Consider the following 25,157-nt stretch of genomic DNA (forward strand, 5'->3'; position numbering starts at 1 on the left):
GGCTGAAGCGATTCTCGGGCCTCCGTTCAGCGTCGCCAGAGACCAAGGCTCGATCGACACGGCCCACAAATTCCCATGCAAGGCCCCCTTGCAGATATTTTAAGCTTGAAACAATATGCCTTCATCGCGCGATCAAGGAGGTCGAGGGGACCCCTGTCGCACTGTGGCTTTCTCGTTCGTCCCGGGAGGACATCCGACATGACACTCAAGCTCACGCTTTCGCTCGGTGCCGGCCTGCTCGCGCTCGGCATCGCCTCCGCCCAGGCGCAGGAGCCGCTCAAGATCGGCGTCGTCAGCGTGCTGACCGGCCCGGCCGCGGCGCTCGGCCAGCAGGTCCGCGACGGCTTCCAGCTCGCGATCGACCAGAACGGCGGCAAGCTCGGCGGTGTGCCGGTGCAGGTCACCGTGATCGACGACGAACTCAAGCCCGATGTCGCCGTCGGCAAGGTCAAGGCCTATGTCGAGAGCGCCAAGGCTGACTTCGTGGTCGGCCCGGTGTTCTCCAACATCCTCGGCGCGATCGCCAAGCCCGTGCTGGACTCGGGCGCCTTCCTGATCTCGCCCAACGCCGGCCCCTCGACCATGGCGGGCAAGGGCTGCCACCAGAACTTCTTCGTCACCTCCTACCAGAACGACCAGGTCCACGAGGTGCTGGGCAAATATGCGCAGGACCAGGGCTACAAGCGCGCCTACATCATCGCGCCGAACTATCAGGCCGGTAAGGACTCGCTCGCCGGCTTCAAGCGCTACTTCAAGGGCGAGGTCGTCGACGAGGTCTATGCGCCGCTGACCTCGATGGACTTCGCCTCCGACCTCGCCAAGATCGCCTCGACCAAGCCAGACGTCGTCTTCGCCTTCCTGCCGGGCGGGCTCGGGGTCAACTTCGTCAAGCAGTGGTCGCAGGCCGGCCTGCAGGGCAAGATCCCCTTCCTCTCGGCCTTCACGGTCGATGAATCGACGCTGCCTGCGCAGCAGGATGCGGCGGTCGGCCTGTTCGGCGGCATGACCTGGGCCCCGAACATGGACAACCCGCAGACCAAGGCGTTCGTCAGCGCTTATGAGGCCGCCTACAAGATCGTGCCGGGCTCCTACGCCCAGCAGGCCTATGACGCGGCGATGCTGATCGACTCGGCCGTCAAGGCGGCCGGCGGCACGGGCGACAAGGACAAGCTGCGCGCGGCGATCAAGAAGGCAGACTTCACCTCACTGCGCGGCAAGTTCAAGTTCAACACCAATGGCTACCCGATCCAGGACTTCTACCTGGTCAAGGCCGCCAAGCGCGCCGACGGCAAGTTCCAGACCGAGATCGTCTCGAAGGTGTTCACGGACTATGCCGACCCGCACGCCAAGGAATGCGCGCTGAAGTAAGCCTCTTCGTCATTCTCGGGCGAAGCGTAGCGCAGACCCGAGAATCTCTTTCCTGAGATGCTCGGGTCAAGCCCGAGCATGACGGGCGACATGACATGACCACCGGCCTCCTCATCGTCCAGATCCTGAACGGCCTCCAGCTCGGCATCCTGCTGTTCCTGGTGGCCGCCGGGCTGACGCTCGTCTTCGGCGTGATGGACTTCATCAACCTGGCGCATGGCGTGCAGTACATGCTCGGCGCCTATCTCGCGGTGACCTTCGTCGGCATCACCGGCAGCTTCGTGCTCGGGCTGGTGCTGGCGCTCGCTGCCGCGCTGGTGATCGGGCTGGCGCTGGAGTTCCTGGTCTTTCGACACCTTTACGCCCGCGACCATCTCGACCAGGTGCTGGCGACCTTCGGGCTGATCCTGCTGCTGAACCAGGGCGTGAAGATGCTCTGGGGCGCCGCGCCTCTCTCGGTGCCCGTCCCCGCCTTCCTGTCCGGCAATGTCGCGCTGCTCGACGGCATCCTCTACCCGACCTACCGCTTCGCGCTGATCGGTTCCGGCCTCGCCGTCGGCGCGCTGCTCTGGTTCGTCGTCGAGAAGACGCGAACCGGCATGCTGCTGCGGGCCGGCGCCTCGAACGCCCCCATGGTCTCGGCGCTCGGCGTCGACATCAACAGGCTCTTCATGATCGTCTTCGCCTTCGGGACGATGCTGGCGGCCTTCGCCGGCGCGATGGCGGCCCCGATCCTTTCGGTCGAGCCCGGCATGGGCGACAACATCCTGATCCTCGCCTTCGTTGTGATCGTGGTCGGCGGCATCGGCTCGATCCGCGGCGCCTTCGTCGGGGCGCTGATCGTCGGCCTTGTCGACACGCTCGGGCGCTCCTTCATGAACGACCTGCTGCGGCTGTTCATGAGCGCTCCTTCGGCGCGGGCGGCGGGCGCGGCCCTGTCCTCGATGCTGATCTACCTCGTCATGGCGATCGTGCTGTTCGTGCGGCCCGAGGGGCTCCTGCCCTCGAAGGGCCGGGCATGAGCGAGGCCGTCACGACCCTGCCCGCCGCGACCGGGCCTGCAGCGACCCTGCCCGCCCGGCGCGTCCCGCTGGTGCCGATCCTGCTCTTCGGGCTGCTAGCGCTGCTGCCGCTCGCGGTCTCGCTTGGCCTGCCCTCGCACTGGCTGACGCTGGTGACGCGGGCGATGATCTTCGCCATCGCGGCGCTCTCGCTCGACCTCATCCTCGGCGTTGGCGGGCTGGTCTCATTCGGCCATGCCGCCTTCGTCGGAATCGGCGCCTATGCGACCGGCATCATGATCACGGAAGGTCTCGCGGAGACGCTGCTGATCCTGCCTGTGGTGCTGGCCGCCTGCGGCCTCTTCGGGCTGGTGACCGGCTATGTCTCGCTGCGGACGCGCGGCGTCACCTTCATCATGATCACTCTCGCCTTCGGCCAGATGGTCTATTTCCTGGCGCAGGCGCTGTCGGCCTATGGCGGCGACGACGGGCTGACGCTCTACCAGCGCAGCACGGTGCTGGGGTTCAACGCCTTCGGGAACCGCACCGGCTTCTTCTATGTCGTGCTCGGCGTGCTGCTCGCCTGCTACCTCGTCGTGCGCGTCATCGTCGCCTCGCGCTTCGGCCGTGTTCTGCGCGCCGCCCGGGAAAACGCCACGCGGGTTTCCGTCACCGGATTCCAGGTCTCGCAGGTGCGCCTCGCTGCCTATGTGATCAGCGGGCTGATCGCGGGCCTGTCCGGCTTCCTGCTCGCCAACCAGACGGAGTTCGTCAGCCCGGCCTTCATGTCCTGGCCGCGATCGGGCGAACTGATCTTCATGGTCGTGCTGGGCGGTGTCGGCTCGCTGCACGGCGCCATCATCGGTGCCCTCGCGTTTCTCTTCGCCGAGGACATCCTCGCCGGCTGGACCGAGCACTGGAAAGTCATCTTCGGGCCGATGATCGTGCTCTTCGTGCTGTTCACGCGCGGCGGGCTGGTCGGTCTGATGCGCAAGCTCGGGGCCGGGCGCGATGACTGAGCCCGTGCTCGTCCTCTCGGGGATCCAGAAGGCGTTCGGAGCGCTGAAGGTCACGGACGGTGTCAGCCTGTCCGTCGCGCCGGGCGAACTTCATGCCCTGATCGGCCCCAACGGCGCGGGCAAGACCACGCTCGTCCACCAGATCTCCGGCATGCTGCGGCCCGACACCGGCAGCATCCGCTTCCGTGGGCAGGACATCACCGGCTTCTCGCCGGAACGTCGTGCCCAGGCTGGCCTCGCCCGCACCTTCCAGATCACCTCGACGATCCCGTCTCTCTCGGTGCTGGAGAACGTCGCACTCGGCGTCCAGGCGCGCGCCGCGCATCCGCTGGCGTTGTTCCGCAACGCGGCCCGGGACGAGGCCCTGAATGCACCCGCCTGGGCGGCGGTCGAGGCCGTCGGCCTCACCGAGCGTGCCCATGTCCTGGCCGGGCGGCTGTCGCATGGCGAGAAGCGCGCGCTCGAGATCGCGATGGCTCTGACGCTGGAGCCGGCCGCGATCCTGCTGGACGAGCCGCTCGCGGGCGTCGGCCGCGAGGAGGGCGAGCGGCTGATTTCGCTGCTGGCGAGCCTGAAAGGCCGTTACGCCATGCTGCTGGTCGAGCACGACATGGAGGCGGTGTTTGCGCTCGCCGACAGCGTCAGCGTGCTGGTCTATGGCCGCGTGATCGCCTCGGGCGATCCCGCCACGGTGCGGGCCGACCCGGCGGTGCGCGAAGCCTATCTCGGCGAGGAGGGGTAGGATGCTCGTCGTCGAGGGGCTCGATGCCGGCTATGGCGAGGCGCAGATCCTGTTCGGTGTCGATCTTTCGATCGGCGAAGGCGAGGTGGTGACGCTGCTCGGCCGCAACGGCATGGGCAAGACCACGACGATCCGCGCGATCATGGGGCTGATCCCGCCCAAGGCCGGCCGGGTCAGCGTCGCGGGACGGGATCTCACGGGCGCGCCCGCCTTCCGGATCGCCCAGGCGGGCATCGGCCTCGTGCCCGAGGGGCGCATGATCTTCCCGACGCTCTCGGTCGAGGAAAACCTGATCGCCACGGCCGCCAGCCGCTTCGGCAAGGCCCGCTGGGACATCGAGCGGATCTACGCCTTCTTTCCGCGCCTGAAGGAGCGCCGCGCCAATCGCGGCAACCAGCTCTCGGGCGGCGAGCAGCAGATGCTGGCGATCGGGCGGGCGCTGATGACGAATCCGCGCCTGATCATCCTGGACGAGGCGACGGAGGGGCTGGCGCCGATCATCCGGCAGGAGATCTGGTCCTGCCTTTCGGCGCTGAAGGCCGAGGGCGAGTCGATCCTGGTGATCGACAAGAACGTCGACGCGCTGGCGAAGATCGCCGACCGCCATGTCGTGCTGGAGAAGGGCCGCGTCGTCTGGCGCGGCAGCAGCGACGATCTGCGCAGCGACAGCGCGGTCAAGGACCGCTTCCTGCATTTCTGACGAGCGAGGACATCTGCCATGAAGCCACTGACCGCCGGCGTCACCCGGGCCAATGAGGGGCTCGATGCGATCTCCTGGAATATCCTCGGCCAGACCTATGTACCGAAGTCGCTCAGCGAGGACTCCTTCTCCTGGCACGCCACCTTCCCGCCCGGCACCTTCGTGCCGCCGCATATCCACACCACGCAGGACGAGTTCATCTACATGCTCGAGGGACGGCTCGACCTCGTCCTCGACGGGGCCGAAAGCCATGCCCTGCCGGGCGACCTGATCCGGCTGCCGCGCAATGTCCCGCATGGCCTGTTCAACAAGAGCGATGCGCCGGTGAAGTGCCTGTTCTGGGTGGCGCCGACGGGGCGCCTCTACGACCTGTTCTGGGGCATCCACTCGATGGCGGAGCAGAATCCGGCCGATGTCGTGGCGCTGTCGGCCAAGCACGAGGTCGATTTCCTGCCGCCGCCGCCCGACGGCGCCTGACGCCGGCAGGGTAAGGTTAAGCCGAGGTAAAGGCTGCGGCCGCGGCCGGTCTGCGGCAGTCTCGCGCGCACGCCGCCTCCGGCCCTCTCGGAGGCATCGCTCGCGGGAGCCTGCCGATGATCGCCAATCGCCGCCTCGAGACGCGCAGCCGCATGTACCAGCCGGCCCGGCTGGTGTTCAACGGCGAGCAATCCGTCTTCGCCTGCACCGTGCGCAATCGGTCGCAGACCGGCGCGATGATCCGGATGGCGGACTGGATCGAGCTTCCGGACACCTTCGCGCTCGACGTCCCGAACGGCGACAGCCGTCGGGTCCGCCAATGCTGGCGGCGCGGCGACGATGTCGGCGTCGCCTTCCTGACGCCCGAGGAATCCACCCCCTCGCCTGTCGTCTCGCTGGCCGAGGTCCGGGCCCGGCGTGCGGGCCGCGGCAACACGGGCTGAACCCCTCTCTTTCGCGCATCCGGGCGACCGATCGTTAAACATTGACCGAACCGGTTGCTGCAGCGCAGCGCGGACTCTGGCATGGTTTTGGTGGAGCGGCATGGGGCCGCCCGCTGAAGACGGCCGGAAGCGAGCCATGACGACGGAGCGGCGGCAGACACCGCGGTTGCGCTCTCTTCTGGGAGCGCGAGCGCGCTACAACCAGAAGCGCACGACCCTGGACTGCGTCGTTCGCAACATCTCCGACGGCGGTGCCCTCATTGTGGTGCCCGATACGGTTCTCCTGCCCGCCGATTTCGAGCTGGAAATCACCCAGCGCCAGCGCTGCTACCACGCCCATGTGCGCTGGCGCACCGGCACGCGCATCGGCGTGTCCTTCGAGGCCGAAGACCTCGCGGAGGGGGTTGCTGCATCGGAGACCGATGTTGCGATGCGCCTGCGCATGGCCGAGCGGGACAATGCCCGCATGAAAAGTCGCATCGAACAGCTGACCGAGGCCGGCTGAGCGACGTCGGCTGAGCGCCGTTCCCGAGCCCCTCTTCTCGCCATCGCCGATCAAGCGTCAAGGCGCCATCGCGGTCTCGTCGGGCCCGTTAACGTTAACGGAAGGTTAAGTCGGCCTCATTCCCGGATCGCTGTTACTGTTTATCTCAGTAATGAACATGACCTTAGGGAAATGAATATTATGTTCGTCGAAAGAAGAAAGAAACAGCGCCTGCGATCTCTGCTCGGCGGCCGCGTCAGTTTCAATCAGAAGAGCTCTACACTGGATTGCCTCGTGCGGAATGTCTCGGAGGACGGCGCCCTGCTGGTGATCTCCGACTCGATCGCGCTGCCGAACGCCTTCGATCTCGACATCACGCGCCACCAGCGCTCCTATGTGGCGCGGATCCGCTGGCGCGACGGCGAGCGGGTCGGCGTGACCTTCGAGGCACCGCCCGCGGGCGAGATCGTCCCGCTCGACATGGCCCGACGCCTGAAGCATTGCGAGCAGGACAACGCCCGGCTCAAGAGCCGCATCCAGCAGCTGACCGAGGCCGGCTGAGGCTTCATGCCCGCCGAGCGAGCTGCTCCTGCGAGAAGCCCGCCGTACCGGCATAGGATTTCACGATCGCCTCGCGCTTGGCATAGCTCAGCACGCGCTCGACATCGTCGAAGCCGTTCGGTGCCAGCTGCTCGACAGCGTCGATGACGCGCTCCGGGCCGCCCTTGCGGTTCAGTGCCACGATCTCGGCCGTCGCCGGCAGGCGCTGCGCCTCATAGGCTGCGAGTGCGTGGCGCGGATGCTCGGAATTCACCAGCCTGTCGGCAAGGCAGCGGGCGTCGAGGATTGCCTGGGAGGCCCCGTTCGAGCCGACCGGGTACATCGGATGGGCGGCATCGCCGAGCAGGGTGACGCGGCCATGAGTCCAGCGCGGGAGCGGATCCCGGTCGCACATCGGATAGTCCCAGAAGCCCGGCGTGGCCTGGATCAGCGCAAGAATGTCGACGCCGGGTACAGTGAAGCGGCGTGCGAAGGGCAGCACGTCCTCGAGCCGCCCGGGCTTGGACCAGGCCTCCTTCGGCGGCGGCTTGGCGGGATCACCGGTGCGGATGTTGACGACCCAGTTGGTCAACCGCGTTTGCGGCGTCGCGCCCTTCGCGATCGGATAGAGCACGAGCTTTCCGGCCATGCCGCCGGCGACGATCATGCTCTCCCCGTCGAGGAAGACAGGCCAGTCGCAGGCGCCGCGCCACATCTGCACGCCGTTCCAGCGCGGCGCGCCCTGGTTCGGGAAGTAGTGCGCGCGCACCGCCGAATGGATGCCGTCGGCCGCGACCAGAATGTCGCCTCGCGCCGTCTCGCCGGCCTCGCCGCGCCGGGCATCGACGAAATGGGCGGTCACGCCGCCCTCGTCCTGCACGAAGCCCTGGAGCCGCCGGCCGGTCCTCACCGCGCCCTCGCCCAGCCGCGCCACCACGGCATCGCGGATCACGCTCTGCAGCCGGCCACGATGGATCGAGAATTGCGGGACCGGCGCGCCGGCGTGAAGGCCGCGCGGCTCGCGCCAGACGCTCTGGCCGAAGCGGTTCATGTAGACGAGCTCGCGGGTGCGGATCGCGACGGCGTCCAGAGCGGGCAGCAGGCCGAGCTCGGCCAGTTCCCGGATCGCATGAGGCAGCGTGTTGATGCCGACGCCGACCTCGCGGATTTCACTCGCCTGCTCGTAGACGGTGGCACTGATGCCGCGCGCGTGCAGCATGAGTGCGAGCGTGAGACCGCCGATGCCGCCTCCGACGATGATGACCTTCATGCCGATCCCCCGGGCCGTATTATTTCAAGCTTGAAATATCAGCCTTCGGCTTGTCAATCGCGTCCGTGAACGACGCCCAGCGGTTGCAGGCCGACCTTCCCTCGCGGAACGAACGCGATTCCTGTGCGTATCTTGCGCTGCGGGCATCGCCTTTCGACGTCGACCATGGCAACTGCCGCAATCGCACCGCGCGTCTCGTGGCCATCGCGCGCTTCGATTCGATCCGTATCGACGCGCCGCGTGACGTGACACCACTCCGAAGGAGGATCTGATGACCAAGAATGAACTCATCGCCGCGATCGCGGACGAGACCGGCAAGTCGAAGACCGACGTCTCTGCCATCCTGGCCTCGCTCGGCACCGTCGTGGCGAAGACCCTGAAGGCGGGCGACGACATCACGCTCGGCGGCGTCGGCAAGTTCTCGGCCGCCAAGCGCGAGGCCCGCGAGGCCCGCAATCCCTCGACCGGCGCCACCATCAAGGTTCCTGCCAAGACCGTCGTGAAGTTCAAGGTCACCAAGGACCTCGCCGACGCCGTGGCGTGAGCGGCCGGCTCTGCCGTGCTTCCCGCTCCAGGCGGGAGGTGCGGCGAGTCCGCGCTTGACGGCGACGCCGCCGGCGCCAGAGTAGCGCCATGTTCCTGCGCCTCTTCACCGATCTGCGGGCCGCCAAGGTCCCCGTCACGCTGCGGGAGTATCTCGCGCTGCTGGAAGGCGTCGAGGCCGACCTGGGGGAACACCGCGTCGAGGATTTCTATCATCTCGCACGCTGTTGCCTGGTCAAGGACGAGCGTCATCTCGATCGGTTCGACCGGGTTTTCGGTGAGGTCTTCAAGGGGCTGGAGACGCTGGGCCAGGCGGTCGAGGAGCAGGCCATCCCCGACGAATGGCTGCGCAAGCTGGCCGAGAAATACCTCACCGACGCCGAGAAGGCCCAGATCGAGGCGCTCGGCTGGGACAAGCTGTTCGAGACGCTGAAGCAGCGCCTCGCCGAACAGAAGGGCCGCCATCAGGGCGGCTCGAAATGGATCGGCACCGCCGGCACCTCCCCTTATGGCGCCTATGGCTATAGCCCCGAGGGCGTCCGCATCGGCCAGGACGGCAACCGCAATTTCCGGGCGGTGAAGGTCTGGGACAAGCGCGACTTCAAGGACTTCGACGACACGCGCGAACTCGGTGTGCGCAATCTGCGCATCGCGCTGCGTCGCTTACGCAAATTCGCCCGCACAGGTGCGGCCGAGGAACTCGACCTCGACTCGACGATCAGCGAAACCGCCCGCCACGGCTATCTCGACGTCAAGCTGCGGCCCGAGCGGCGCAATGCCGTCAAGGTCCTGCTGTTCCTCGATGTCGGCGGCTCGATGGACTGGCATATCGAGCTGGCCGAGGAGCTGTTCTCGGCGGCGCGGGCCGAGTTCAAGCATTTCGAGCATTTCTACTTCCACAACTGTCCCTATGAGCGGGTCTGGCGCGAGAACCGGCGCCGGCATGACCAGACGATCCCGACCTTCGAGCTTCTGCGGACCTATCCGGCCGATTACCGCGCCGTCTTCGTCGGCGACGCCTCGATGAGCCCCTACGAGATCGCGATGCCCGGCGGCTCGGTCGAGCACTGGAACGAGGAGGCGGGGGCGGTCTGGATGGAGCGGCTCACCGGGCGCTTTCCCAAGTCGGTCTGGCTCAACCCGGTGCAGCAGCATCTGTGGAGCTACACCCAGTCGATCCGGCAGATCGGCGCGCTGATGGGCGGGCGCATGTTCCCGCTGACGCTGGACGGGCTCGACGGGGCGATGAAGGTGCTGGCACGCTGAGGCCGGCAGCTCATGTGACACGCCGGCCCTGACAAGCCGCCTGCAAGCCGCTATGGCTCGCGCCATGACGCCGATATCAGACGACGACACCCTTGCTCCATCCTGGCGCCAGCGACCGCGCCCGGTCGGCTTCGAGATCGCCTATCGGCTCGAGGGCGACACGCTGGTGGTCGATTCGACGCGCAAGGTCGATCGCGTCCGCCTCTCGGCGGTCGAGCAGGTCCGCTTCACCTATGCGCCGAGCAATATCAGCTCGAAAGGCTTCAAGACGCAGTTGCGGCTGAGCGACGGCAAGAGCATCACCTTCGGCAACCTGTCCTGGCGCTCGCTGACCGATATGGAGCGCGATGATGCCGGCTATCACGCCTTCGTCAGCGCGCTGGCGGCGGCCATCGCGCAAGCCAGCCCGCGGGCGCGTTTCGTCGCCGGCAAGCCGCAGCCGCTCTGGGTGGCGCTGGCCCTCGTTAGCGGGCTTTCGCTGCTGATGCTGGCCTTCTTCACCGGCCGCGGCCTGCTCCAGGGTCAGTATTCGACGGCCCTGCTCGGACTGCTGCTAGCGGCGGCCTCCTATTGGCAGGTGAAGCCGATGGTCGTGCTCAACCGGCCGCGCAACCTCGCAACCGGCGAAGTGCCGGACGACCTCGTGCCCGGTCGGGCGGGCTGAGGCCCGGTCAGCGGACGACCAGCACCGAGCATTTGGCCCGCCGCACGATCGCCGAGGCGTTGGAGCCGATGACGTAGGCGAGCATCCCGGGCTCATGCGAGCCGATCACGATGAGGTCGGCGCCGCTGGCTTCCGCCTCGGCCAGAACCTCGCCATGGACCGAGCCGATCAGGACCTTGGCCGAGACCTGCGCCTCGGGCAGCTCGATCTTGGCGGCGATGGCCGCCAGCTTGGCCTCGGCATCCTCCTGCTGCTCGGCGTCGAAACCGGCCGGCACGAATTCCATATAGGTGATCGGCACGAGCGAGCGGACATAGACCAGCCGCACGGCCGCACCTGCCCCCTTGGCGAGACCGACAGCAGCCGCGATGGCGGGCTCGGCCAGTTCCGGCTCGGCGATATCGACGGGGACCAGAATCGACTTGTACATCACGCGGCTCCTCGTTGCTGTGGGCCGCACATTACGAGATCACATCCGGGCGGCGATGATCCAGCGCAAACCCGGCCGGCGAAGGCCACCGGGCGATCACGAGGGTACGGCGCTGTCCAGGCTGCGCCAGGCGCGCGGCAGCAACAAGACGGTTTCAGCTTGCGGCCAGTGCGCAGCCGCGGGCGTGCAACGGTGGGCTGCTCAGCCCTGGCGCGCCGGCGTCCGCACGACGAGACCGTTAAGATCGTCGCGCAGCTTGATCTGGCAGGAGAGACGCGAGGTCGGCTTCACCTCGAAGGCGAAGTCGAGCATGTCCTCTTCCATCGGCTCTGGGCTGCCGGTCTTCGCCGCCCAGGCGTCGTCAACATAGACATGGCAGGTCGCGCAGGCGCAGGCGCCGCCGCATTCCGCCTCGATACCGGGCACGCCGTTGCGGATGGCGACTTCCATCACCGTGGCCCCGGCTTCGCCCTCGACCGTGCGGCTTTCGCCATGCGTGTCGATGAAGGTGACCTGCGGCATCTCGAACTCCAGCATGCGAAGGGACGCGCACGCCTTAGAGCATTTCAAAGCATCGGGGAAAGCCCTTTCCGTCGCAAGGGCTGCGGCGGATCGGTCCGGCGCGGCTGCGTCAGGCTGCGCTGTCGTAGCGGGCGATGACGGCGCGCGCCTCGGCAGCGGCCAGGGCCAGCGTGTCCATCGCCAGTTCGAGGCGCGGATCGGCCTCGGCGAGGCGCTGCTCGATGGCGTCGGCCGCGTCGGCGACCTGCCAGGCGCCGATGGCGCGGGCGGCGCCCTTCAGCGTGTGGGCGGCGTCGAGACGGACACTCCGGTCCTCGGCCTGGTGGATGGCGCGCAGATGCCGCACGCATTGCTGGGCGAAGAGTGCGAGAAGCTCGCGTTCGAGATCCTGGTCGCCGCCGGTCTGGCGGGAGAGATGGTCGAGATCGATGGCGGTCTGAGGCATTTTGGGCCCTGAAATAATGGTCTGGCGGGGGCAACCGGCGCGTGCCCGCCCCTTCCAACAAGCGCCTTCATGGTGAATGAGGCGTTAACGACGTTTGTGAATCGGCGCCCTAAGCGGGTTCCCAAGGCTTAGAGCGTCAACTACCCTTTCAATTGGTAAACGATGGGCGCAGTGTCGCTTTCCCTGCCGGACCAGAGGCGGTCCGTCCGGTGCGGCGACACGAATGGGCTCCTGTCCCCAGTAGCGTGGCGAAGGCGGCACAGCATGAATCGGCAAAAGAAGCTTCAGGATCCGACCGAGGCTGCCATGTCGGCGATCGAGGAGGCTCTCCGGCTGGACCAGCCCAAGGCCGACGCCGAAGGTGCCGCGGCGCCGGAGCCGAAGCTGCCCTCGACCACCGAGAACGATCTGAAGCTCGACCTGCCGCGCATCGAGCAGCCGGCCGCGGCCCAGCCGGCGGCGCCGGCCGCTGCCCCCGCGCCCCGTCCCGCGATCGCTCCCGACACCAGCCGCGTCGCCAATGACGACCGGCGCGATTCCAGCTCCCTGGTCCAGGCCTTCTCCGTCCGCCCCTCGGCGAAGCCGTACTGGTTCGCCGGTCTGGCGACGCTGACCTGGCTCGGCGGTGCGGCCTTCGTGCTGCGCAACCGCTTCGGCGCCATCGACGGCGGCCTGCAGGACCGTTTCGCCGCCTTCGGAGTCGGCGAATGGACCCTGCTGGCGCTCGCCATCGGTGCGCCGGTCGTGTTCTTTTTCGTGCTGGCAGCGCTCTACCGCCGGACGCAGGAGATGCGCCTGGTTTCCCGCGCGATGACCGAAGTCGCGCTGCGGCTGGCTGAGCCCGAGGTCGTGGGCGCCGATTCGGTGCTCTCGCTCAGCCAGACGATTCGCCGCGAGGTCGCCGCGATGGGCGATGGCATCGAACGCGCCGTGGCGCGGGCCGGCGAGCTCGAGACGATCGTGCGCGGCGAGATCGCCACGCTCGAGCGCGCCTATGCCGACAACGAGATCCGCCTGCGCGCCCTCATCGACGAACTCGTCACCCAGCGCGAGGCGGTGGTCGGCAATGCAGAGCGCGTGAAGTTTGCGATCAGCGGCGCCCATGAGAACCTCTCGAAGGATCTCGACAATGCCAGCCGCGCCATCGCGGAGGCGGTCACCCAGGCCGGCGACCGCGTCACCGGTTCGCTGGGCGAGAAGGGCGACCAGATCACCCTCGCGCTGGGCCGGGCCGGCGAACGCGTGATCGAGGAGATCAGCGGCCGTGGCAGCGAGCTCGTCGAGCGCCTGCAGGTCACGTCCGGCGAGGTCAGCGAGCGTCTCTCCGGCGCCAGCGACAGCCTTTCCACCCTCCTCGACGGCCGTGCCCGCGACATCGCAACCTCGCTCGAGCGCACCGGCGCCGTGCTGTCGGAGGGTCTGGCGACGGGCGCCCGCGACGTCACCCGCGCCATCACCGAGACCGGCTCGCAGGTGGTCGATACGCTGACCGCCCGCGTCGAGACCGTGAACGAGACACTGCGCGCCACCGGCGAGACGCTGGCGCAGGACATCGCCGCCCGCGGCACCGAGGCGGCCGAGCGGTTCGAGACCAGCAGCCGCACCATGGTGGCCTTGATCGACAGCCAGAGCGAGACGCTGCGCGCGCGCCTGGCCGAGACCGGCGAGACCCTGCGCGTCTCGCTCGCGGAGGAAGGCGACAGCGTCACCAACCGCCTGGCCGAAGTCGGCCGCGGCGTGAACGGGCTGCTCGCCCGCCAGAACGAACTGATCGCCACGCGCCTCACCGAGGTCGGCGAGAACGTCAACGCGCTGATCGGCACGCAGAGCGAGACCCTCGTCAGCCGCCTCAACGACACTGCGCGCACCGTTGACGACATCCTGCGCGAACGCAGCGACGCGATCATCCTGCGAGTCGACGAAGCCGGCCAGTCGCTGGGCACCGTCGTCGCGCGCCATGGCGAAGAGCTGGCGACCCGCGTCGCCTCCGTCACCGAAGGGCTGGAAGGCGTCATCGACGGGCGCGGCAGCCTGCTCGTGTCGCGTCTCTCGGAAACCGGCGAGACCGTGCAGTCGATGCTCGACCGCCAGGCGGAGACGCTGGTGTCGAAGGTCTCGGGCACGGGCGAGCAGGTCACCCGCCTGCTGGCCGACCAGAGCGAGGCGCTCGTCGCCCGCGTCTCGGGCACCGGTTCGGACGTGGCCAAGCTTCTGGAAGAGCAGAGCGAAACCCTGGTCGCCCGCGTGTCGGGCACCGGGGCGAACGTCTCCAGCCTGCTCGCCGGACAGGGCGAGGCCCTGGTCACCCGTGTGTCGGATGCCGGCGCCGAAGTCGCCAAGCTGCTCGACGGGCAGAGCGAGGCGCTCGTCCTGCGTCTCGGCGAAGCCGGCGAACAGGTCCATGGCCTGATCGGCGTCCAGAGCGACGCCCTCGCCTCCAGCCTGACGGAAACCGGCGCCCGGGTCGGCGCGCTGCTCGACGAGCAGGCCGCGTCCCTGACGGTGAAGCTGTCGCAGGCCGGTCTCGAGGTGAAGGACCTGCTCGGCAATGAGAGCCAGGCCCTGGTCACGCGCGTTGCCGATGTCGGCCGTTCGGTCCACAGCGTCCTGGCCGAGCGCAGCAGTGCCCTGATCACGCGCCTCGCCGAAACCGGCGACAGCCTCGACCAGCGCCTCGACGAGCGCGGTACGGCGCTCGCGGCCCGTCTGGCCGGTGCAGCCGAGGCGGCGCAGGCCGCCCTGGAGCAGCAGCAGAGCGGCTTCATCCAGCGCCTGTCCGAAACCGGCCAGGAGGTCGGCACCCTGCTCGGCGACCAGCGCGAGACGCTCCTGCGCGAGCTGGCCGGTGCCGGCCGCGAAGTCCACACCCTGCTCGGCGAGCAGAGCGAGGAACTGGCGCGCCGCCTCGGCGATGCCACCCGCTCCCTCTCCGAGACCATCAATGTCGACGGCCGCGACGTGGCCGAGCGCGTCACCGAGGCGACCCGCGGCCTGCGCGAGACCTTCACGGTTCATGCCGAGGAAGCCCGCACGCTGCTCGCGGGCACGGGCCGGGAGATCGTGCTGGCGCTCACCCAGCAGGGTGGCCGCGTCAACGAGGCGCTGTCGGCCAATGCGGAATCGATGCTGCGCTCCGTGGAGAGCCGCGCCCAAGCCCTCACCGAGGCGCTGGCCGGCCGCCACGACGCGCTGACCCGCCTGTTCGATGAGCAGGGCCGCGAGATCGAGACGACGATGGGGCAGCGCCTCAGCGCCTTCGCGCAGCTCTTCGAGAACCAGGGCCGCGACGTCGAGACCGCGCTGGGATCGCGTCTGTCGGCCTTCGAGGACGTCATCATCCACAAGGGCGGCGAACTCAGCGGTCGCCTCTCGCACGACGCCCAGGCGCTCACGCTCGCGGTCACGACCGGCATTTCGAGCGTCGAGAAGCTCATCGGCGAGGACGCGATGGCGCTGGCCGACCGCGTCGGCACGCGGGCAGCCGAGGCTGCCGCGATCCTGGCGGAGCGGACGCGCGAAGCGACCGACGCCATGGAGAGCCAGATCAAGCTCTTCGAGGAGCGCTCCGGTGCCAAGAGCGAGGAAATCGCTTCCTCGCTCGACAGCCTGATCGCCCGCATCGACGGCAATCTCGGCTCGCGCGCCACGGCGCTCAACGAGGCGCTGGTCGAGCGCACCGTCGACATCGCCCGGGTGCTGGCGGAGGGCGGCCGCGAGGTCACCCGTGCGCTCGCCGCCAAGGCGGACGAGATCGGCGAGGTCGTCACCTCCAAGAGCGAGTCGCTCACGCGCACGCTCAGCGACAAGGCCGACACCATCAACGCCACCCTCGGCGGCCGCGCCCTGCAGATCGCCGATACGCTCGACCGCAGCGTCGCGCGCTTCGAGGAGCGCGTCGTCAACCGGCTCGATACGGTTTCGGGCACGCTCGACACCCGCGGCCAGCAGATCGCGGAGACGCTCCAGAACAAGTCCGACGCCATCTCCTCGGCTCTCGGGGCGCGGGCGGAGGAACTCCGCGAACTGTTCGACGACAAGGGCGGCGGCATGGTCGCCGCGCTCGGGCAGCGCGGCGAGTCGATCGCCAACGAGGTCGCCAATATCGGCGAGACGGTCGTGCGCGCCATCGAGACGCGCGGCTCCTCGATCATCGAGGGTCTGCGCGAGCGCGGAACCGCGATCACGACCGCGCTGGACACCTCGTCGAACGCGCTGCGCGAGACGCTTGAGAACGGCACCCGCCAGTCGGTCGAGGCGCTCGTCGCCACCAACGAGCAGCTTCGCGGCGAGCTCGGCGGCATGCTCGGCCGCCTCGGCGAGGCGAACAAGCTGATGCAGCAGATCGTCAATGGGGCGAACAAGAACCTCGCTGCCGTCGAGGGCGGGCTCTCGGCCCGCGTCGGCGACCTGCAGAGCGTCATCGGCACCGTGATGGACGAGACGGGCAAGGCCTCGCAGCAGATCTCCCAGCAGATCGCCGAGCTCAAGGCCTTCTCCGAAGGCGCGCTGCGCGAGACGGCCGTGCTCGTCGGCCAGCTCGATGACAAGGGTCATGCCCTGGGCGAGGTCACGCAGGCCAGCACCACGGCGCTGCACTCGGTCGCGAGCCGCCTCGAGCAGGTCGAGGCCCGCGTCGGCAAGGCGCTCACCGAGCGCAAGCAGGCGCTGGAAGAGCTGCATGGGCTGATCACCACCCGCACCGACGACGTCGAGTCGATCACGCGGTCCTTCGCCGCGCTGATGGACGAGTCGCTCAGCACCGCCGAGGCGCGCGCGCGCCAGATCGGCTCCGTGCTGTCCGACTCGGCCGAGGCGACCACCGGCGCGATCACGCAGCAGTTCGACCTGATCCGCACCACCACCGGCCAGGAGCGCGAGCGCACCGCCCAGGCCCTGCGCCAGGCCTATCAGCAGGTCTCGGCCGAGGTCGGCGGCGAACTCGCCAAGGTGACGGAGCGCTTCCAGGGTGCGGCGCAGGACATGCGCGGCGTGGCTGCCGAGATCCAGCGCGAGCTGGAGGAGACGCGTGCCGAGCTGAAGCGCGGCGTACTCGACCTGCCGCGCGAGACGCAGGAATCGACGTCGGCCATGCGCCGCGTCGTCGCCGAGCAGATCAAGGCGCTCAACGAGTTGACCGAGATCGTCACCCGCTCGGGCCGCCGCAGCGACGTCGCTCTTCCGGTCGATGCCGGCCAGAGCCGCCGCTCGACGCCTGCCGCCACCCTGCCCCGCCAGGAGCCGGCCTATGCGACGGTGACGACGCAGGCCCGCCTGCCGGCCGTCGAGCCGCTGCTGCGGCCCTCGCTCGATGCGACGCCGGAGACGGACGAGCCTGCGCTGCGGGCCGAGTTGCGCCCGACCCTGCCGCCCCGCCCGGCTCCGGCACCGACGCCGGCCACCGCTCCGGTGGCCGAGGTTCCGCGCCGGCCGGCTGCGACAGAGCCCGCCGCGCCCGCCAAGGGTGGCTGGCTCTCGGACCTGCTCAACCGCGCCTCGCGTGAGGACAAGGCTGCCGAGGCGCCCAAGCCGACCGCGCATTCGATCGAGCGCCTCGACTCGCTCTCGGTCGATATCGCCCGGATGATCGACCACGACGCCGCCGTGGAACTGTGGGACCGCTACAAGCGCGGCGAGCGCAACGTGTTCACGCGTCGCCTCTACACGCTGCAGGGCCAGCAGACCTTCGACGAGATCCGTCGCAAGTACCGCCGCGATGCCGAGTTCAAGGAGACGGTCGACCGCTACATCGACGAGTTCGAGCGCCTGCTGGCGGAAGCCGCCAAGGACGACCGCGACTCGATGGTGGCCAAGACCTACCTGACCTCGGAAACCGGCAAGGTCTACACGATGCTCGCCCATGCCAGCGGGCGCTTCGAGTAAGCGCCGACCACAGGCATACGCCAATGACAGAAGGGCCGCCCGCGATGGGCGGCCCTTTGTGCGTTCGGGGGGCCCGACCTCAGGAAGGTTTGTCCGCGAAAACCTCACGCGCGGCGAAGAGGCCGTTGAGCGCGGCGGGAAAACCGGCATAGACGGCCATCTGCATCAGGATTTCGACGATCTCCGTCTGCGTGAGGCCGACATTCAGCCCGGCGCGGATATGGACCTTCAACTGCGGCACGGCATGTCCCAGCGCCGCCAGAGCGGCGATGGTCGCGATTTCGCGGCTGCGGAGATCGAGCCCCGGCCGCGAGTAGATGTCACCGAACGGGAACTCGAACAGGTATCGCGCGAAGTCGGGAGCAATGTCGGCCAGCGAGTCGATGACGGCCTGCCCGGCTGCTCCATCGATTTCAGCGAGCGCGCGCTGTCCGCGCGCGTAACGGTCGTCCGGGTTCGGATGGGTCGGATTGAGCATGGGTGAAGAGCCTTCGTTCCGCTTCGCCATAGCCGGCGATCTTGGCATCGAGGGCGGAAAGGGCTTCGTGAAGGCAGGCAATACGGGCCGCGACCGTGACGCGATGCGCTTGCAGCAACAGTTGGCGTTCGCGATTGGTCGCGTCGCCGTCGCTCCGCAGCTTCGCATAGCGCAGCATGTCGCTGATCGGCATTCCCGTCGTTTTCAGGCGTTGCAGGAACTCGATCCAGCCAAGGATGGCGGCATCGTAGTCCCGCTGCCGACCACCATCGCGATGCGCGTAGGGCAGGAGCCCGATCCGCTCATAGTAGCGGATGGTGTGGGCGGTCATGCCGCTGCGTCTGGCCAGTTCGCCGATCTTCATGACGGCCTCTTCCGTTCTCGACGCCGGAACAGGTACCTCTTCGAGTGCACTCGAAGTCAAGCCCGTCGCATACGGCCCCGATCAACAGGCCAGCCGCCTCAGCGCGCCCAGCGAACGATCTCGACCAGAACCTGCGACAAGGCCCGGTCGAGCGCCTGTGCGGCACCGGGGCCGTCGACCGCACCGGCAGGGACGCGGGCCGTGAAGAGCCGCGCGCGACGGACGTCGCCGGTGCGGTCGCCGACAAGCTTCGCGGTGATCTCGACGACCGCCGTGCCGCTCGCCGCGTCGATGTTGAAGCTGCGGATGTCGGTCAGCAGTTGCGTCTCGGGCGTGATCCGGTCGCCCGGGCGGGCGACGGAGCCGACACGCCCGCCATTCTCGAAGGTCTGGATCAGGCGCACCTGCACCAGCTTGGGCACGCGGTCGGCCCATTGCGCACCACCGACGAAGGACAGCGCCCCGGCGGAGTCGCGGACGATGACGCGGTCGGAATCGAGCGCCTGAACCGTCGTCGGCTCCTGCACCACCAGGGTGGCACGCGAGCCGCCGACGCGGCCGAAATCGCGCGGCGCGCTGAGGTCGAAAGTGGTCGGGGCGCTGCCGCCACCGCAGCCGGCGAGCAGCAGGCCGGCGGCCAGGGAGAGGGCGAGCGCGCTCGGCCTGCGGAAGGATGACATCGAAAACGGGATCGACATGGGTCTAGCGGGATCCACCATATTGAGGGAGCGGGGGTTTGCCGCCGAAGATGAACTGCTGCGGATTACGCTCCAAACTCCGCAGAGTGCGATTCAGGTCCGTCAGGGTCCGCCGACCGTCGCTGGCCAGCGCCTCGATGTCGCGCAGGCCGGGGCCGGTGAAGCGGCTGATGCCGGTGGTGATCTCGGCGGTGCGCTTGTCGAGATTGTCGGCGAGCACGCGGATCGACTTGGCGGCGTCGCTGACCTCGGTGAAGGCGCTGCGCCCGTCCTTGCCGGCCGCGGTGTTGAGGAAGGCCTGCGCGCTTTTCAGCACGCCTTCGACCTGGTCGGCCGCTGTGTTGAGCTTGCCGGTGATCGAGGCGACGTCCTTGACCGCCTTGCCGACATCCTCGCTGGAGCCGCCGAGCGCGGCGGTGAACCGGTCGACATTGCCGAGTATCTCGGTGACCTTCTTCTGATCGACCGAGCGGACGATCTGCGTCAGCTCTTCGCTGAGCACGCCGAGTTTCTGCGACAGCGGCGCAATCGTGTCGGCGATCGTGCCGAAGCTCTGCATCAGCTTGTCGATGCCGTCGGAATTGTTGCCGAGGGCGGCGGAAAATTTCTCGATGTTCTTGACCGTGTTGCCGATCGAGCCGGCGTTGTTCTGGACGAGGTTGTTGAGCCCGCTCAGCGTCGCATCGGCCTTGGACGCGATGTTGCGCACGGTCTCGACGATGTCCTGAAGCTCGGAGCGCTCGGCCACGATCACCGGCAGGGTCTGCCCCTCAGGCGGCTTCAGCGGCAGCGATTTCGGATCACCACCGACCAGCTGGACCGCGACGATGCCGGTCGCGAGGCCGACGGTCTCGAGCCTTGCGCGTGTATCCACCCGCAAGGGCGTGGTGGCATCGACGGAAATCACCGCATTGATCCGGCTGGGATCATCGGGTTGCAGTTCGATCTTGGTCACCTCGCCGACGCGCAGGCCGTTGAACAGAACGCTGGAGCCGCGGCCCAGCCCCGTGACCGTGCCGCTGAAGATGACGCGGACATCCTGCCGGCCACCGGCATTGCCACTGTTGAACCAGTAGACGAAGCCGAACAGCGCGGCGAGAATCGCCAGCGTGAACAATCCGACGAGGGCGTAGTTGGCGCGAGATTCCATGAGCTAGACTGCTGTTTCCCGGTGTTCCGCCGGCATGCGGGCCCGGGCCCGCTCGCCGCCGAAATAGGCTTTGAGCCATGGATGGTCGGATGCCAGCATCGTGGCCAGCGGGCCGACGGCGATGACGCGCTTGTCCGCCAGGGCGCCGATCCGGTCGCAGGCGGAATAAAGACTGTCGAGATCGTGGGTTACCATGAAGACGGTCAGCCCCAAAGTCTGCTTCAGCGTGACGATGAGGTCGTCGAACTCCGCCGCGCCGATGGGATCGAGCCCCGATGTCGGCTCGTCGAGGAAGACGATGTCGGGGTCGAGTGCGAGCGCACGCGCCAGGGCCGCGCGCTTGATCATGCCGCCGGACAGTTCGGACGGCGATTTGTCGGCCGCGTCGGGCGGCAGGCCGACGAGATCGAGCTTCACCATCGCCATGTCGTCGAGGAGCCGGGGCGAGAGCTGCAGGTATTCGCGCATAGGCAGCTGGATGTTCTGCTTGACCGACAGCGCCGAGAACAGCGCGCCCTGCTGGAACATCACGCCGAAGCGGCGCTCCAGCGCGCGGCGCTGCACGCTGCTGAGCGTATCGACATCCTGGCCGAAGACCTCGATCGTGCCGCGCGCTTTCTGCACGAGGCCGAGAATCGTTCGCGTCAGCACGGACTTGCCCTTGCCCGACCCGCCGACGAAACCGAGGATCTCGCCGCGCATCACGTCGAGATCGAGCCCGTCCATGATCACCTTCTCACCGAAGGCAACCTTGAGATCGCGCACGCGGATCACGACCTCGCCCTCCGGCGTGGTGCTCTCCGGCCCCGGCACATCCCGGGCGCGCTCGCCGACCGGCGGCTCCTGTATCCCCTGCTCGCTCATGTCCGGGATACGGTCCTCAAAACGCGATGGATGAAAAGAACATGGCGAAGAGGGCATCGACGACGATGACCATGAAGATCGCCTTGACCACGGAGGCCGTGACCTGACGGCCGAGCGACTCGGCCGAGCCCTTGACCGCAAGCCCCTCCATCGAGGCGATGAGCCCGATCACGAAGGCCATGAAGGGCGCCTTCACCAGGCCCACGGCGAAATGCTTCCACGTGATCACCGACTGGAGCCGCGCCAGGAAGGTGTCGATGCCGATGCCGCCATAGAGCCAGGACACCAGCGCAGCCCCGGTCAGGCCCGACATCGCCGAGATGAAGGTCAGGATCGGCAGAGACACGACGAGCGCGAGGATACGCGGCACGACGAGGACCTCGATCGGGTCCAGCCCCATCACCCGCAGCGCGTCGATCTCCTCGCGCATCTTCATCGAGCCGATCTCGGCCGTGATCGCGGAGCCGGAGCGACCCGCGATCATGATCGAGGTCAGCAGCACCGCGAGTTCGCGCAGGATGAGGATGCCGGTCAGGTTGACCACGAAGGCGGTCGCGCCGAACTGCTGCAGCTGGAAAATGCCCTGCTGGGCGACGATGCAGCCGACCAGGAACGAGATCAGCATGATGATCGGCGCGCCGTTGAAGGCGATCAGCTCGATCTGGTTGACCATCGAAGGGCCGCGGAACTTGCGCGGGCCGACGACCACGCTCGCCGAGCCGACGACGACCTCCCCGAGGAACATCGAGCCGGCCACCATGTCGCGGCCGAAGCGGATGACGGCCGCGCCGATGCGGACGAGCACGTCGACGATGCGAAACGGCGCGCCCGTGCGGTCTTCCTCGCGCTCATGGACGGTGATTTCGGACAGGAGCGCGCCATGCTCGGGCCGCTTGCTGACGATCTCGACCGATGCGCCGTCGCTCTCGCGCTCAAACTTGACGCGGTTGAGGACATAGGCGCCCAGCGTGTCCAGGCGATCGACCGCAGAGAGGTCCAGACGCGCCTTTGCCGATTTGGCGACGCGCTCGCCGATCTCCTCGGCGAGGCTTTCGACACGCGGTGCACGATCCGCGCTCCAGGAACCGGCCAGAGCCACGGCGAGCGTCCCGGAATCGTCGCGGAAGACCGCCTGTGGTTCAGCCGTATCGGGGACTGCCATGATCTGCGTGATGTCCTCGCCCGCGATCGACGATACCGTCATCAATCCGCGACGCCCTGTTACAGGCACCGGTCCACCCCTTTGCGACTGTATCGCCGTGACGATTACGCTTGGCAAGGGGCGCGGATGCAACAACCGTGCAGACAACCGGGTGTTCCATCGGCTCCGGCATCTCCCTGCCCGCGCCCGCCCGCCCGCGGCGCCCACCTGCCGCATGGGAACCATTCGTTAAGTCCTGCAGTGCCAGGAATCGTCACGGTGCATCAGGACCGCCCTCGCGATTCGCGCGGTCCTCCAAGAGCAGATCGGCCATGAGCGAAGCACGTTCGCTGACCCCGTTGAGCGAGACGGACTACGAGGCGATCGAGGCTGCGGTGATGGAAACCGCCCGCGGCCGCTGGTTCATGTCCGAATTCGCAAGGCGCAACCGGCAGGCCGACACCCTGCAGTTGCTCGGCGCCCTGCAGCGGATCGAGCGTGTCGTCGGCACCGGCCTTGCCGAGCCCGCCGCCACCCTGCCCGCGACTGAGCCGGAGATCGGCGAGGCCGCCGCCCTCATCGCGGATCTGCGGATCGATCTAGAGCGCATCAGCGGCCGGGCCGAGGAACGGGCATCGGGCCTCGCGGCGCGTATCGAGGCCGCCGCCGGCAGCATCGTGCAGGCGACAGAGAGCATCCAGGAAGTGGCCTGGCACCTGCGCGAAGCGGGCGCCGGCGATGACCTCTGCGACCGGCTCGACCAGCGCGCCGCCGAAATCTCGACCGCGACAGGCATCGTCGACGGGACGGTGCAGCAGATCGACAAGATCGCCGACACCATCGCGATGCTGGACAGCAGCCTGCGCGCCGTCGCCGGCCTAGCGCCCCTCGCCAGCACGGTCGAGCCCTTCGTGCCGATGCCGAAGCCGAGGGATTTCGGCCTGCGCGAGAGCGTGCCCTTCACGGTGCCGGACGATATCGAGATCATCGAGATCGATGATCAGCCGCCTGAGCCTGTCAGCAGCGGCGCGAATGCGGCGAGCCTGCTCGGCAGCGAGCCGCGCATCGGCTCGATGACGCTGCTGGACGAGGACGTGGTGTTCGAGGAGCCCGAGGCCGCCCTGACGCCGGATCACGGCGCCGGCAACGGCGCCGCGCATCAGCAGGAGAACCGCGCCGCCGGCGCGCCGATGGCTGCCGCCTCAGGCCTGCCGCTGCTGGGGGCCGAGGCCGCGCTGCGGGAGATCGACGCGATGTCCGCGTCGCGGAAGCTCGCCTATTTCGGCTGACCGGCGGGCACGAAGCTCGCCATCTTGCCCGGGTTCAGCAGTCCCTGCGGGTCGACCTCGCCCTTGAAGCCGAGCTGGTCGGCATCGGCCCGCTTGTGCCGGCTGCCCTCCTCCAGCGAGACGACATGGGGGTTGGCGATGAAGACGCCCGACGCCTCGTGCTGGGCGATGACAGCGTTGAGCCGCTCCGGCGTCGAGTAGCGCAGGATCGGCAGCGCGCTCGCCGTCACCTTGCCGCCGAAGCGGATGAACTCGTGATGCGGCAGAAGCTCGTCGCCGAAGGCGGCGATCGTCTCGCGCGCGCTCTCGACCAGCCGGTCATGCGGGAACAGGCACTGCAGATAGGTGATGGAACGGTCGCTCTTCAGCCACTGCAGCGTGGTGTGGTTCCAGGTGTATTCGTAGAGCGGCACGGTGCCGGGCCCCTCCTCCGAGGGCGCCTCATAGGTCACCGCGCCGCGCTTGCCGACGATGGCCTTGAACGGGCCGAGCGAGCCCTCGGCGATCATGCAGATCAGGATGCTCTTGCCCTCGGGGCAATGAGCCTTGAGCGCGCCGAAATAGGGCGTGATCACCGACGAGATCGGTGTCACCAGCTTCTTGACGATGCCGTCCGCGAGGGCGACCTCGTAGCCCGCCTCGAAGGCGTCCATGTAGCTGTCGAATGCGACGATGACGTCGATCCAGGGCCAGGCCGGCGCGAGCGGCATTTCGAGCGCCGTGATGATGCCGGTCGTGCCATAGGCGCGGTTGACCTTCTGGGCCGCGTCGTCGCGCAATTCGATGATCCGCGGCTCTTCCTCGACCGTGACGATGCGCGCGGCCAGGATGTTGCCGGGTTCGCGCAGCCCGCCATAGGTCACCGAGCCGACGCCGCCCGAACCGCCCGCGACGAAACCACCGACCGTCGCGCTGCGCTTGGTCGAGGGGTGCATGCGCTGCTCGAAGCCGGTCTCGCGCAGCGCGATGTCGACATCCAGCATGCGGGCGCCGGCGGCGATGCGGGCGATGCCGGGCTTCTGCCATTCGATGCCGGTCAGGCCGGTGATGTCGAGGAGGACGCCGCCCTCGAGCGGCACGGCCTGGCCATAATTGCCGGTGCCCGCCGCCCTGACCGTCAGCGGAATCCGTCGACGCGCGCAGGCCGCCGCAATTCGCACGACCTCCGCCTCGTCGCGGGGCGTGGCGATGATGTCGGCGGACTTGTCCGCGAGCTGCTGGTTCAGGATCGGCGAGTACCAGAAGAAGTCGCGCGAGCGCTTGCGGACGACCTGCGCCTCGTCGATCAACGCAATGCCGGCGAGATCCTCCTTCAGCGCGGCGATGTCGTAGCGCGAGACCCGCTCGGGCCTCGGCTGGCGTTCAGGCAGTGCGCTCAT

At 68.1% G+C, this 25,157-nt stretch carries 26 protein-coding genes; 15 read left to right on the forward strand and 11 right to left on the reverse strand.

The annotated features are described in order from the left end of the window. Nucleotides 1-198 precede the first annotated feature (198 nt). The 9 genes from ABIE41_RS21785 (at nucleotide 199) to ABIE41_RS21825 (ending at nucleotide 6,795) form a co-directional block, all read left to right on the forward strand. Nucleotides 199-1,368, forward strand: coding sequence for an ABC transporter substrate-binding protein (locus tag ABIE41_RS21785; RefSeq protein WP_192642315.1), 1,170 nt, complete (start codon nucleotides 199-201; stop codon nucleotides 1,366-1,368). Between the two features lie 95 nt (nucleotides 1,369-1,463). Then, on the forward strand, nucleotides 1,464-2,390 hold the full coding sequence (locus ABIE41_RS21790) for a branched-chain amino acid ABC transporter permease (protein WP_192642316.1): 927 nt from the start codon (nucleotides 1,464-1,466) through the stop codon (nucleotides 2,388-2,390). After that, nucleotides 2,387-3,388 (forward strand): branched-chain amino acid ABC transporter permease, encoded by a 1,002-nt coding sequence (locus ABIE41_RS21795; RefSeq protein WP_192642317.1) that lies wholly within the window; start codon nucleotides 2,387-2,389, stop codon nucleotides 3,386-3,388. Before ABIE41_RS21790 ends, ABIE41_RS21795 begins: the two co-directional genes overlap by 4 nt. Further along, nucleotides 3,381-4,130, forward strand: coding sequence for an ABC transporter ATP-binding protein (locus ABIE41_RS21800; RefSeq protein ID WP_192642318.1), 750 nt, complete (start codon nucleotides 3,381-3,383; stop codon nucleotides 4,128-4,130). Before ABIE41_RS21795 ends, ABIE41_RS21800 begins: the two co-directional genes overlap by 8 nt. A gap of 1 nt (nucleotide 4,131) precedes the next feature. Further along, entirely contained in the window at nucleotides 4,132-4,830 is a 699-nt protein-coding gene (locus ABIE41_RS21805; RefSeq protein ID WP_192642319.1) for an ABC transporter ATP-binding protein, read from the forward strand. Nucleotides 4,831-4,848: 18 nt separating this feature from the next. Beyond that, entirely contained in the window at nucleotides 4,849-5,307 is a 459-nt protein-coding gene (locus tag ABIE41_RS21810) for a cupin domain-containing protein (protein WP_192642320.1), read from the forward strand. A gap of 116 nt (nucleotides 5,308-5,423) precedes the next feature. After that, nucleotides 5,424-5,750, forward strand: coding sequence for a PilZ domain-containing protein (locus ABIE41_RS21815; RefSeq protein WP_192642321.1), 327 nt, complete (start codon nucleotides 5,424-5,426; stop codon nucleotides 5,748-5,750). Between the two features lie 136 nt (nucleotides 5,751-5,886). Continuing rightward, the gene (locus ABIE41_RS21820; protein WP_192642322.1) at nucleotides 5,887-6,255 is read left to right on the forward strand and encodes a PilZ domain-containing protein; all 369 of its coding nucleotides are present in this window, start codon (nucleotides 5,887-5,889) and stop codon (nucleotides 6,253-6,255) included. 180 nt (nucleotides 6,256-6,435) lie between these two features. Then, entirely contained in the window at nucleotides 6,436-6,795 is a 360-nt protein-coding gene (locus ABIE41_RS21825; protein ID WP_192642323.1) for a PilZ domain-containing protein, read from the forward strand. Nucleotides 6,796-6,799: 4 nt separating this feature from the next. On the opposite strand, the gene ABIE41_RS21830 is transcribed toward ABIE41_RS21825, so the two are convergent. Continuing rightward, complete coding sequence (locus tag ABIE41_RS21830; RefSeq protein ID WP_192642324.1) at nucleotides 6,800-8,044, reverse strand: flavin-dependent oxidoreductase; 1,245 nt, start codon at nucleotides 8,042-8,044, stop codon at nucleotides 6,800-6,802. 65 nt (nucleotides 8,045-8,109) lie between these two features. Here ABIE41_RS21830 and ABIE41_RS21835 point away from each other — a divergent pair, with 65 nt between their 5' ends. The 4 genes from ABIE41_RS21835 (at nucleotide 8,110) to ABIE41_RS21850 (ending at nucleotide 10,517) form a co-directional block, all read left to right on the forward strand. Further along, a complete protein-coding gene (locus ABIE41_RS21835) occupies nucleotides 8,110-8,316 on the forward strand; it encodes a hypothetical protein (RefSeq protein WP_192642325.1) in 207 nt (68 codons plus the stop codon). Further along, the gene (locus ABIE41_RS21840) at nucleotides 8,316-8,588 is read left to right on the forward strand and encodes an HU family DNA-binding protein (protein WP_069057048.1); all 273 of its coding nucleotides are present in this window, start codon (nucleotides 8,316-8,318) and stop codon (nucleotides 8,586-8,588) included. Before ABIE41_RS21835 ends, ABIE41_RS21840 begins: the two co-directional genes overlap by 1 nt. Before the next feature lie 89 nt (nucleotides 8,589-8,677). After that, the gene (locus ABIE41_RS21845) at nucleotides 8,678-9,853 is read left to right on the forward strand and encodes a vWA domain-containing protein (RefSeq protein WP_192642326.1); all 1,176 of its coding nucleotides are present in this window, start codon (nucleotides 8,678-8,680) and stop codon (nucleotides 9,851-9,853) included. Nucleotides 9,854-9,917: 64 nt separating this feature from the next. Further along, entirely contained in the window at nucleotides 9,918-10,517 is a 600-nt protein-coding gene (locus tag ABIE41_RS21850; protein WP_192642327.1) for a hypothetical protein, read from the forward strand. Between the two features lie 7 nt (nucleotides 10,518-10,524). Here ABIE41_RS21850 and ABIE41_RS21855 read toward each other — a convergent pair whose 3' ends face one another. The 3 genes from ABIE41_RS21855 to ABIE41_RS21865 form a co-directional block, all read right to left on the reverse strand. After that, nucleotides 10,525-10,947 carry a universal stress protein gene (locus ABIE41_RS21855; RefSeq protein WP_192642328.1) on the reverse strand — a complete coding sequence of 141 codons (423 nt, stop codon included), beginning with the start codon at nucleotides 10,945-10,947 and terminating at the stop codon, nucleotides 10,525-10,527. 201 nt (nucleotides 10,948-11,148) lie between these two features. Continuing rightward, the gene (locus tag ABIE41_RS21860; RefSeq protein ID WP_192642329.1) at nucleotides 11,149-11,469 is read right to left on the reverse strand and encodes a 2Fe-2S iron-sulfur cluster-binding protein; all 321 of its coding nucleotides are present in this window, start codon (nucleotides 11,467-11,469) and stop codon (nucleotides 11,149-11,151) included. A gap of 109 nt (nucleotides 11,470-11,578) precedes the next feature. Further along, complete coding sequence (locus ABIE41_RS21865; RefSeq protein WP_192642330.1) at nucleotides 11,579-11,914, reverse strand: Hpt domain-containing protein; 336 nt, start codon at nucleotides 11,912-11,914, stop codon at nucleotides 11,579-11,581. 264 nt (nucleotides 11,915-12,178) lie between these two features. Here ABIE41_RS21865 and ABIE41_RS21870 point away from each other — a divergent pair, with 264 nt between their 5' ends. Continuing rightward, nucleotides 12,179-17,794 (forward strand): apolipoprotein A-IV repeat region-like domain-containing protein, encoded by a 5,616-nt coding sequence (locus ABIE41_RS21870; RefSeq protein ID WP_192642331.1) that lies wholly within the window; start codon nucleotides 12,179-12,181, stop codon nucleotides 17,792-17,794. Between the two features lie 79 nt (nucleotides 17,795-17,873). Here the strand turns inward: ABIE41_RS21870 and ABIE41_RS21875 are convergent, their stop codons facing one another. The 6 genes from ABIE41_RS21875 to ABIE41_RS21900 all read right to left on the reverse strand — a co-directional run bounded on the left by ABIE41_RS21875 (nucleotide 17,874) and on the right by ABIE41_RS21900 (nucleotide 22,510). Next, the gene (locus tag ABIE41_RS21875; protein ID WP_192642908.1) at nucleotides 17,874-18,272 is read right to left on the reverse strand and encodes a carboxymuconolactone decarboxylase family protein; all 399 of its coding nucleotides are present in this window, start codon (nucleotides 18,270-18,272) and stop codon (nucleotides 17,874-17,876) included. Next, a complete protein-coding gene (locus tag ABIE41_RS21880; protein ID WP_192642332.1) occupies nucleotides 18,208-18,636 on the reverse strand; it encodes a MerR family transcriptional regulator in 429 nt (142 codons plus the stop codon). Before ABIE41_RS21880 ends, ABIE41_RS21875 begins: the two co-directional genes overlap by 65 nt. Before the next feature lie 98 nt (nucleotides 18,637-18,734). Continuing rightward, nucleotides 18,735-19,334 carry an ABC-type transport auxiliary lipoprotein family protein gene (locus ABIE41_RS21885; RefSeq protein ID WP_192642333.1) on the reverse strand — a complete coding sequence of 200 codons (600 nt, stop codon included), beginning with the start codon at nucleotides 19,332-19,334 and terminating at the stop codon, nucleotides 18,735-18,737. Nucleotides 19,335-19,338: 4 nt separating this feature from the next. After that, nucleotides 19,339-20,484 (reverse strand): MlaD family protein, encoded by a 1,146-nt coding sequence (locus tag ABIE41_RS21890; protein ID WP_192642334.1) that lies wholly within the window; start codon nucleotides 20,482-20,484, stop codon nucleotides 19,339-19,341. Between the two features lie 3 nt (nucleotides 20,485-20,487). After that, nucleotides 20,488-21,210, reverse strand: coding sequence for an ABC transporter ATP-binding protein (locus ABIE41_RS21895; RefSeq protein WP_354193523.1), 723 nt, complete (start codon nucleotides 21,208-21,210; stop codon nucleotides 20,488-20,490). Between the two features lie 154 nt (nucleotides 21,211-21,364). Then, a complete protein-coding gene (locus tag ABIE41_RS21900) occupies nucleotides 21,365-22,510 on the reverse strand; it encodes an MlaE family ABC transporter permease (RefSeq protein WP_192642909.1) in 1,146 nt (381 codons plus the stop codon). 311 nt (nucleotides 22,511-22,821) lie between these two features. Here ABIE41_RS21900 and ABIE41_RS21905 point away from each other — a divergent pair, with 311 nt between their 5' ends. Next, nucleotides 22,822-23,778: a hypothetical protein gene (locus tag ABIE41_RS21905; RefSeq protein WP_192642336.1), complete on the forward strand. Its 957-nt coding sequence runs from the start codon at nucleotides 22,822-22,824 to the stop codon at nucleotides 23,776-23,778. On the opposite strand, the gene ABIE41_RS21910 is transcribed toward ABIE41_RS21905, so the two are convergent. After that, complete coding sequence (locus tag ABIE41_RS21910) at nucleotides 23,766-25,157, reverse strand: FAD-binding oxidoreductase (protein ID WP_192642337.1); 1,392 nt, start codon at nucleotides 25,155-25,157, stop codon at nucleotides 23,766-23,768. The genes ABIE41_RS21905 and ABIE41_RS21910 overlap by 13 nt on opposite strands.

It is taken from the genome of Bosea sp. OAE506 (assembly GCF_040546595.1).
In the GTDB taxonomy this organism is placed as follows: domain Bacteria; phylum Pseudomonadota; class Alphaproteobacteria; order Rhizobiales; family Beijerinckiaceae; genus Allobosea.

Bases quoted from the DNA above. Each gene is read 5' to 3' on its own strand.
- ABIE41_RS21815 (WP_192642321.1), top strand. From the start codon at position 5,424: ATGATCGCCAATCGCCGCCTCGAGACGCGCAGCCGCATGTACCAGCCG.
- ABIE41_RS21855 (WP_192642328.1), bottom strand. From the start codon at position 10,947: ATGTACAAGTCGATTCTGGTCCCCGTCGATATCGCCGAGCCGGAACTG.
- ABIE41_RS21865 (WP_192642330.1), bottom strand. From the start codon at position 11,914: ATGCCTCAGACCGCCATCGATCTCGACCATCTCTCCCGCCAGACCGGC.
- ABIE41_RS21875 (WP_192642908.1), bottom strand. From the start codon at position 18,272: ATGCTCAATCCGACCCATCCGAACCCGGACGACCGTTACGCGCGCGGA.
- ABIE41_RS21840 (WP_069057048.1), top strand. From the start codon at position 8,316: ATGACCAAGAATGAACTCATCGCCGCGATCGCGGACGAGACCGGCAAG.
- ABIE41_RS21905 (WP_192642336.1), top strand. From the start codon at position 22,822: ATGAGCGAAGCACGTTCGCTGACCCCGTTGAGCGAGACGGACTACGAG.
- ABIE41_RS21830 (WP_192642324.1), bottom strand. From the start codon at position 8,044: ATGAAGGTCATCATCGTCGGAGGCGGCATCGGCGGTCTCACGCTCGCA.
- ABIE41_RS21805 (WP_192642319.1), top strand. From the start codon at position 4,132: ATGCTCGTCGTCGAGGGGCTCGATGCCGGCTATGGCGAGGCGCAGATC.
- ABIE41_RS21795 (WP_192642317.1), top strand. From the start codon at position 2,387: ATGAGCGAGGCCGTCACGACCCTGCCCGCCGCGACCGGGCCTGCAGCG.
- ABIE41_RS21825 (WP_192642323.1), top strand. From the start codon at position 6,436: ATGTTCGTCGAAAGAAGAAAGAAACAGCGCCTGCGATCTCTGCTCGGC.
- ABIE41_RS21885 (WP_192642333.1), bottom strand. From the start codon at position 19,334: ATGTCGATCCCGTTTTCGATGTCATCCTTCCGCAGGCCGAGCGCGCTC.
- ABIE41_RS21810 (WP_192642320.1), top strand. From the start codon at position 4,849: ATGAAGCCACTGACCGCCGGCGTCACCCGGGCCAATGAGGGGCTCGAT.
- ABIE41_RS21895 (WP_354193523.1), bottom strand. From the start codon at position 21,210: ATGGACGGGCTCGATCTCGACGTGATGCGCGGCGAGATCCTCGGTTTC.
- ABIE41_RS21880 (WP_192642332.1), bottom strand. From the start codon at position 18,636: ATGAAGATCGGCGAACTGGCCAGACGCAGCGGCATGACCGCCCACACC.
- ABIE41_RS21870 (WP_192642331.1), top strand. From the start codon at position 12,179: ATGAATCGGCAAAAGAAGCTTCAGGATCCGACCGAGGCTGCCATGTCG.
- ABIE41_RS21790 (WP_192642316.1), top strand. From the start codon at position 1,464: ATGACCACCGGCCTCCTCATCGTCCAGATCCTGAACGGCCTCCAGCTC.
- ABIE41_RS21900 (WP_192642909.1), bottom strand. From the start codon at position 22,510: ATGGCAGTCCCCGATACGGCTGAACCACAGGCGGTCTTCCGCGACGAT.
- ABIE41_RS21800 (WP_192642318.1), top strand. From the start codon at position 3,381: ATGACTGAGCCCGTGCTCGTCCTCTCGGGGATCCAGAAGGCGTTCGGA.
- ABIE41_RS21845 (WP_192642326.1), top strand. From the start codon at position 8,678: ATGTTCCTGCGCCTCTTCACCGATCTGCGGGCCGCCAAGGTCCCCGTC.
- ABIE41_RS21850 (WP_192642327.1), top strand. From the start codon at position 9,918: ATGACGCCGATATCAGACGACGACACCCTTGCTCCATCCTGGCGCCAG.
- ABIE41_RS21820 (WP_192642322.1), top strand. From the start codon at position 5,887: ATGACGACGGAGCGGCGGCAGACACCGCGGTTGCGCTCTCTTCTGGGA.
- ABIE41_RS21910 (WP_192642337.1), bottom strand. From the start codon at position 25,157: ATGAGCGCACTGCCTGAACGCCAGCCGAGGCCCGAGCGGGTCTCGCGC.
- ABIE41_RS21890 (WP_192642334.1), bottom strand. From the start codon at position 20,484: ATGGAATCTCGCGCCAACTACGCCCTCGTCGGATTGTTCACGCTGGCG.
- ABIE41_RS21860 (WP_192642329.1), bottom strand. From the start codon at position 11,469: ATGCCGCAGGTCACCTTCATCGACACGCATGGCGAAAGCCGCACGGTC.
- ABIE41_RS21785 (WP_192642315.1), top strand. From the start codon at position 199: ATGACACTCAAGCTCACGCTTTCGCTCGGTGCCGGCCTGCTCGCGCTC.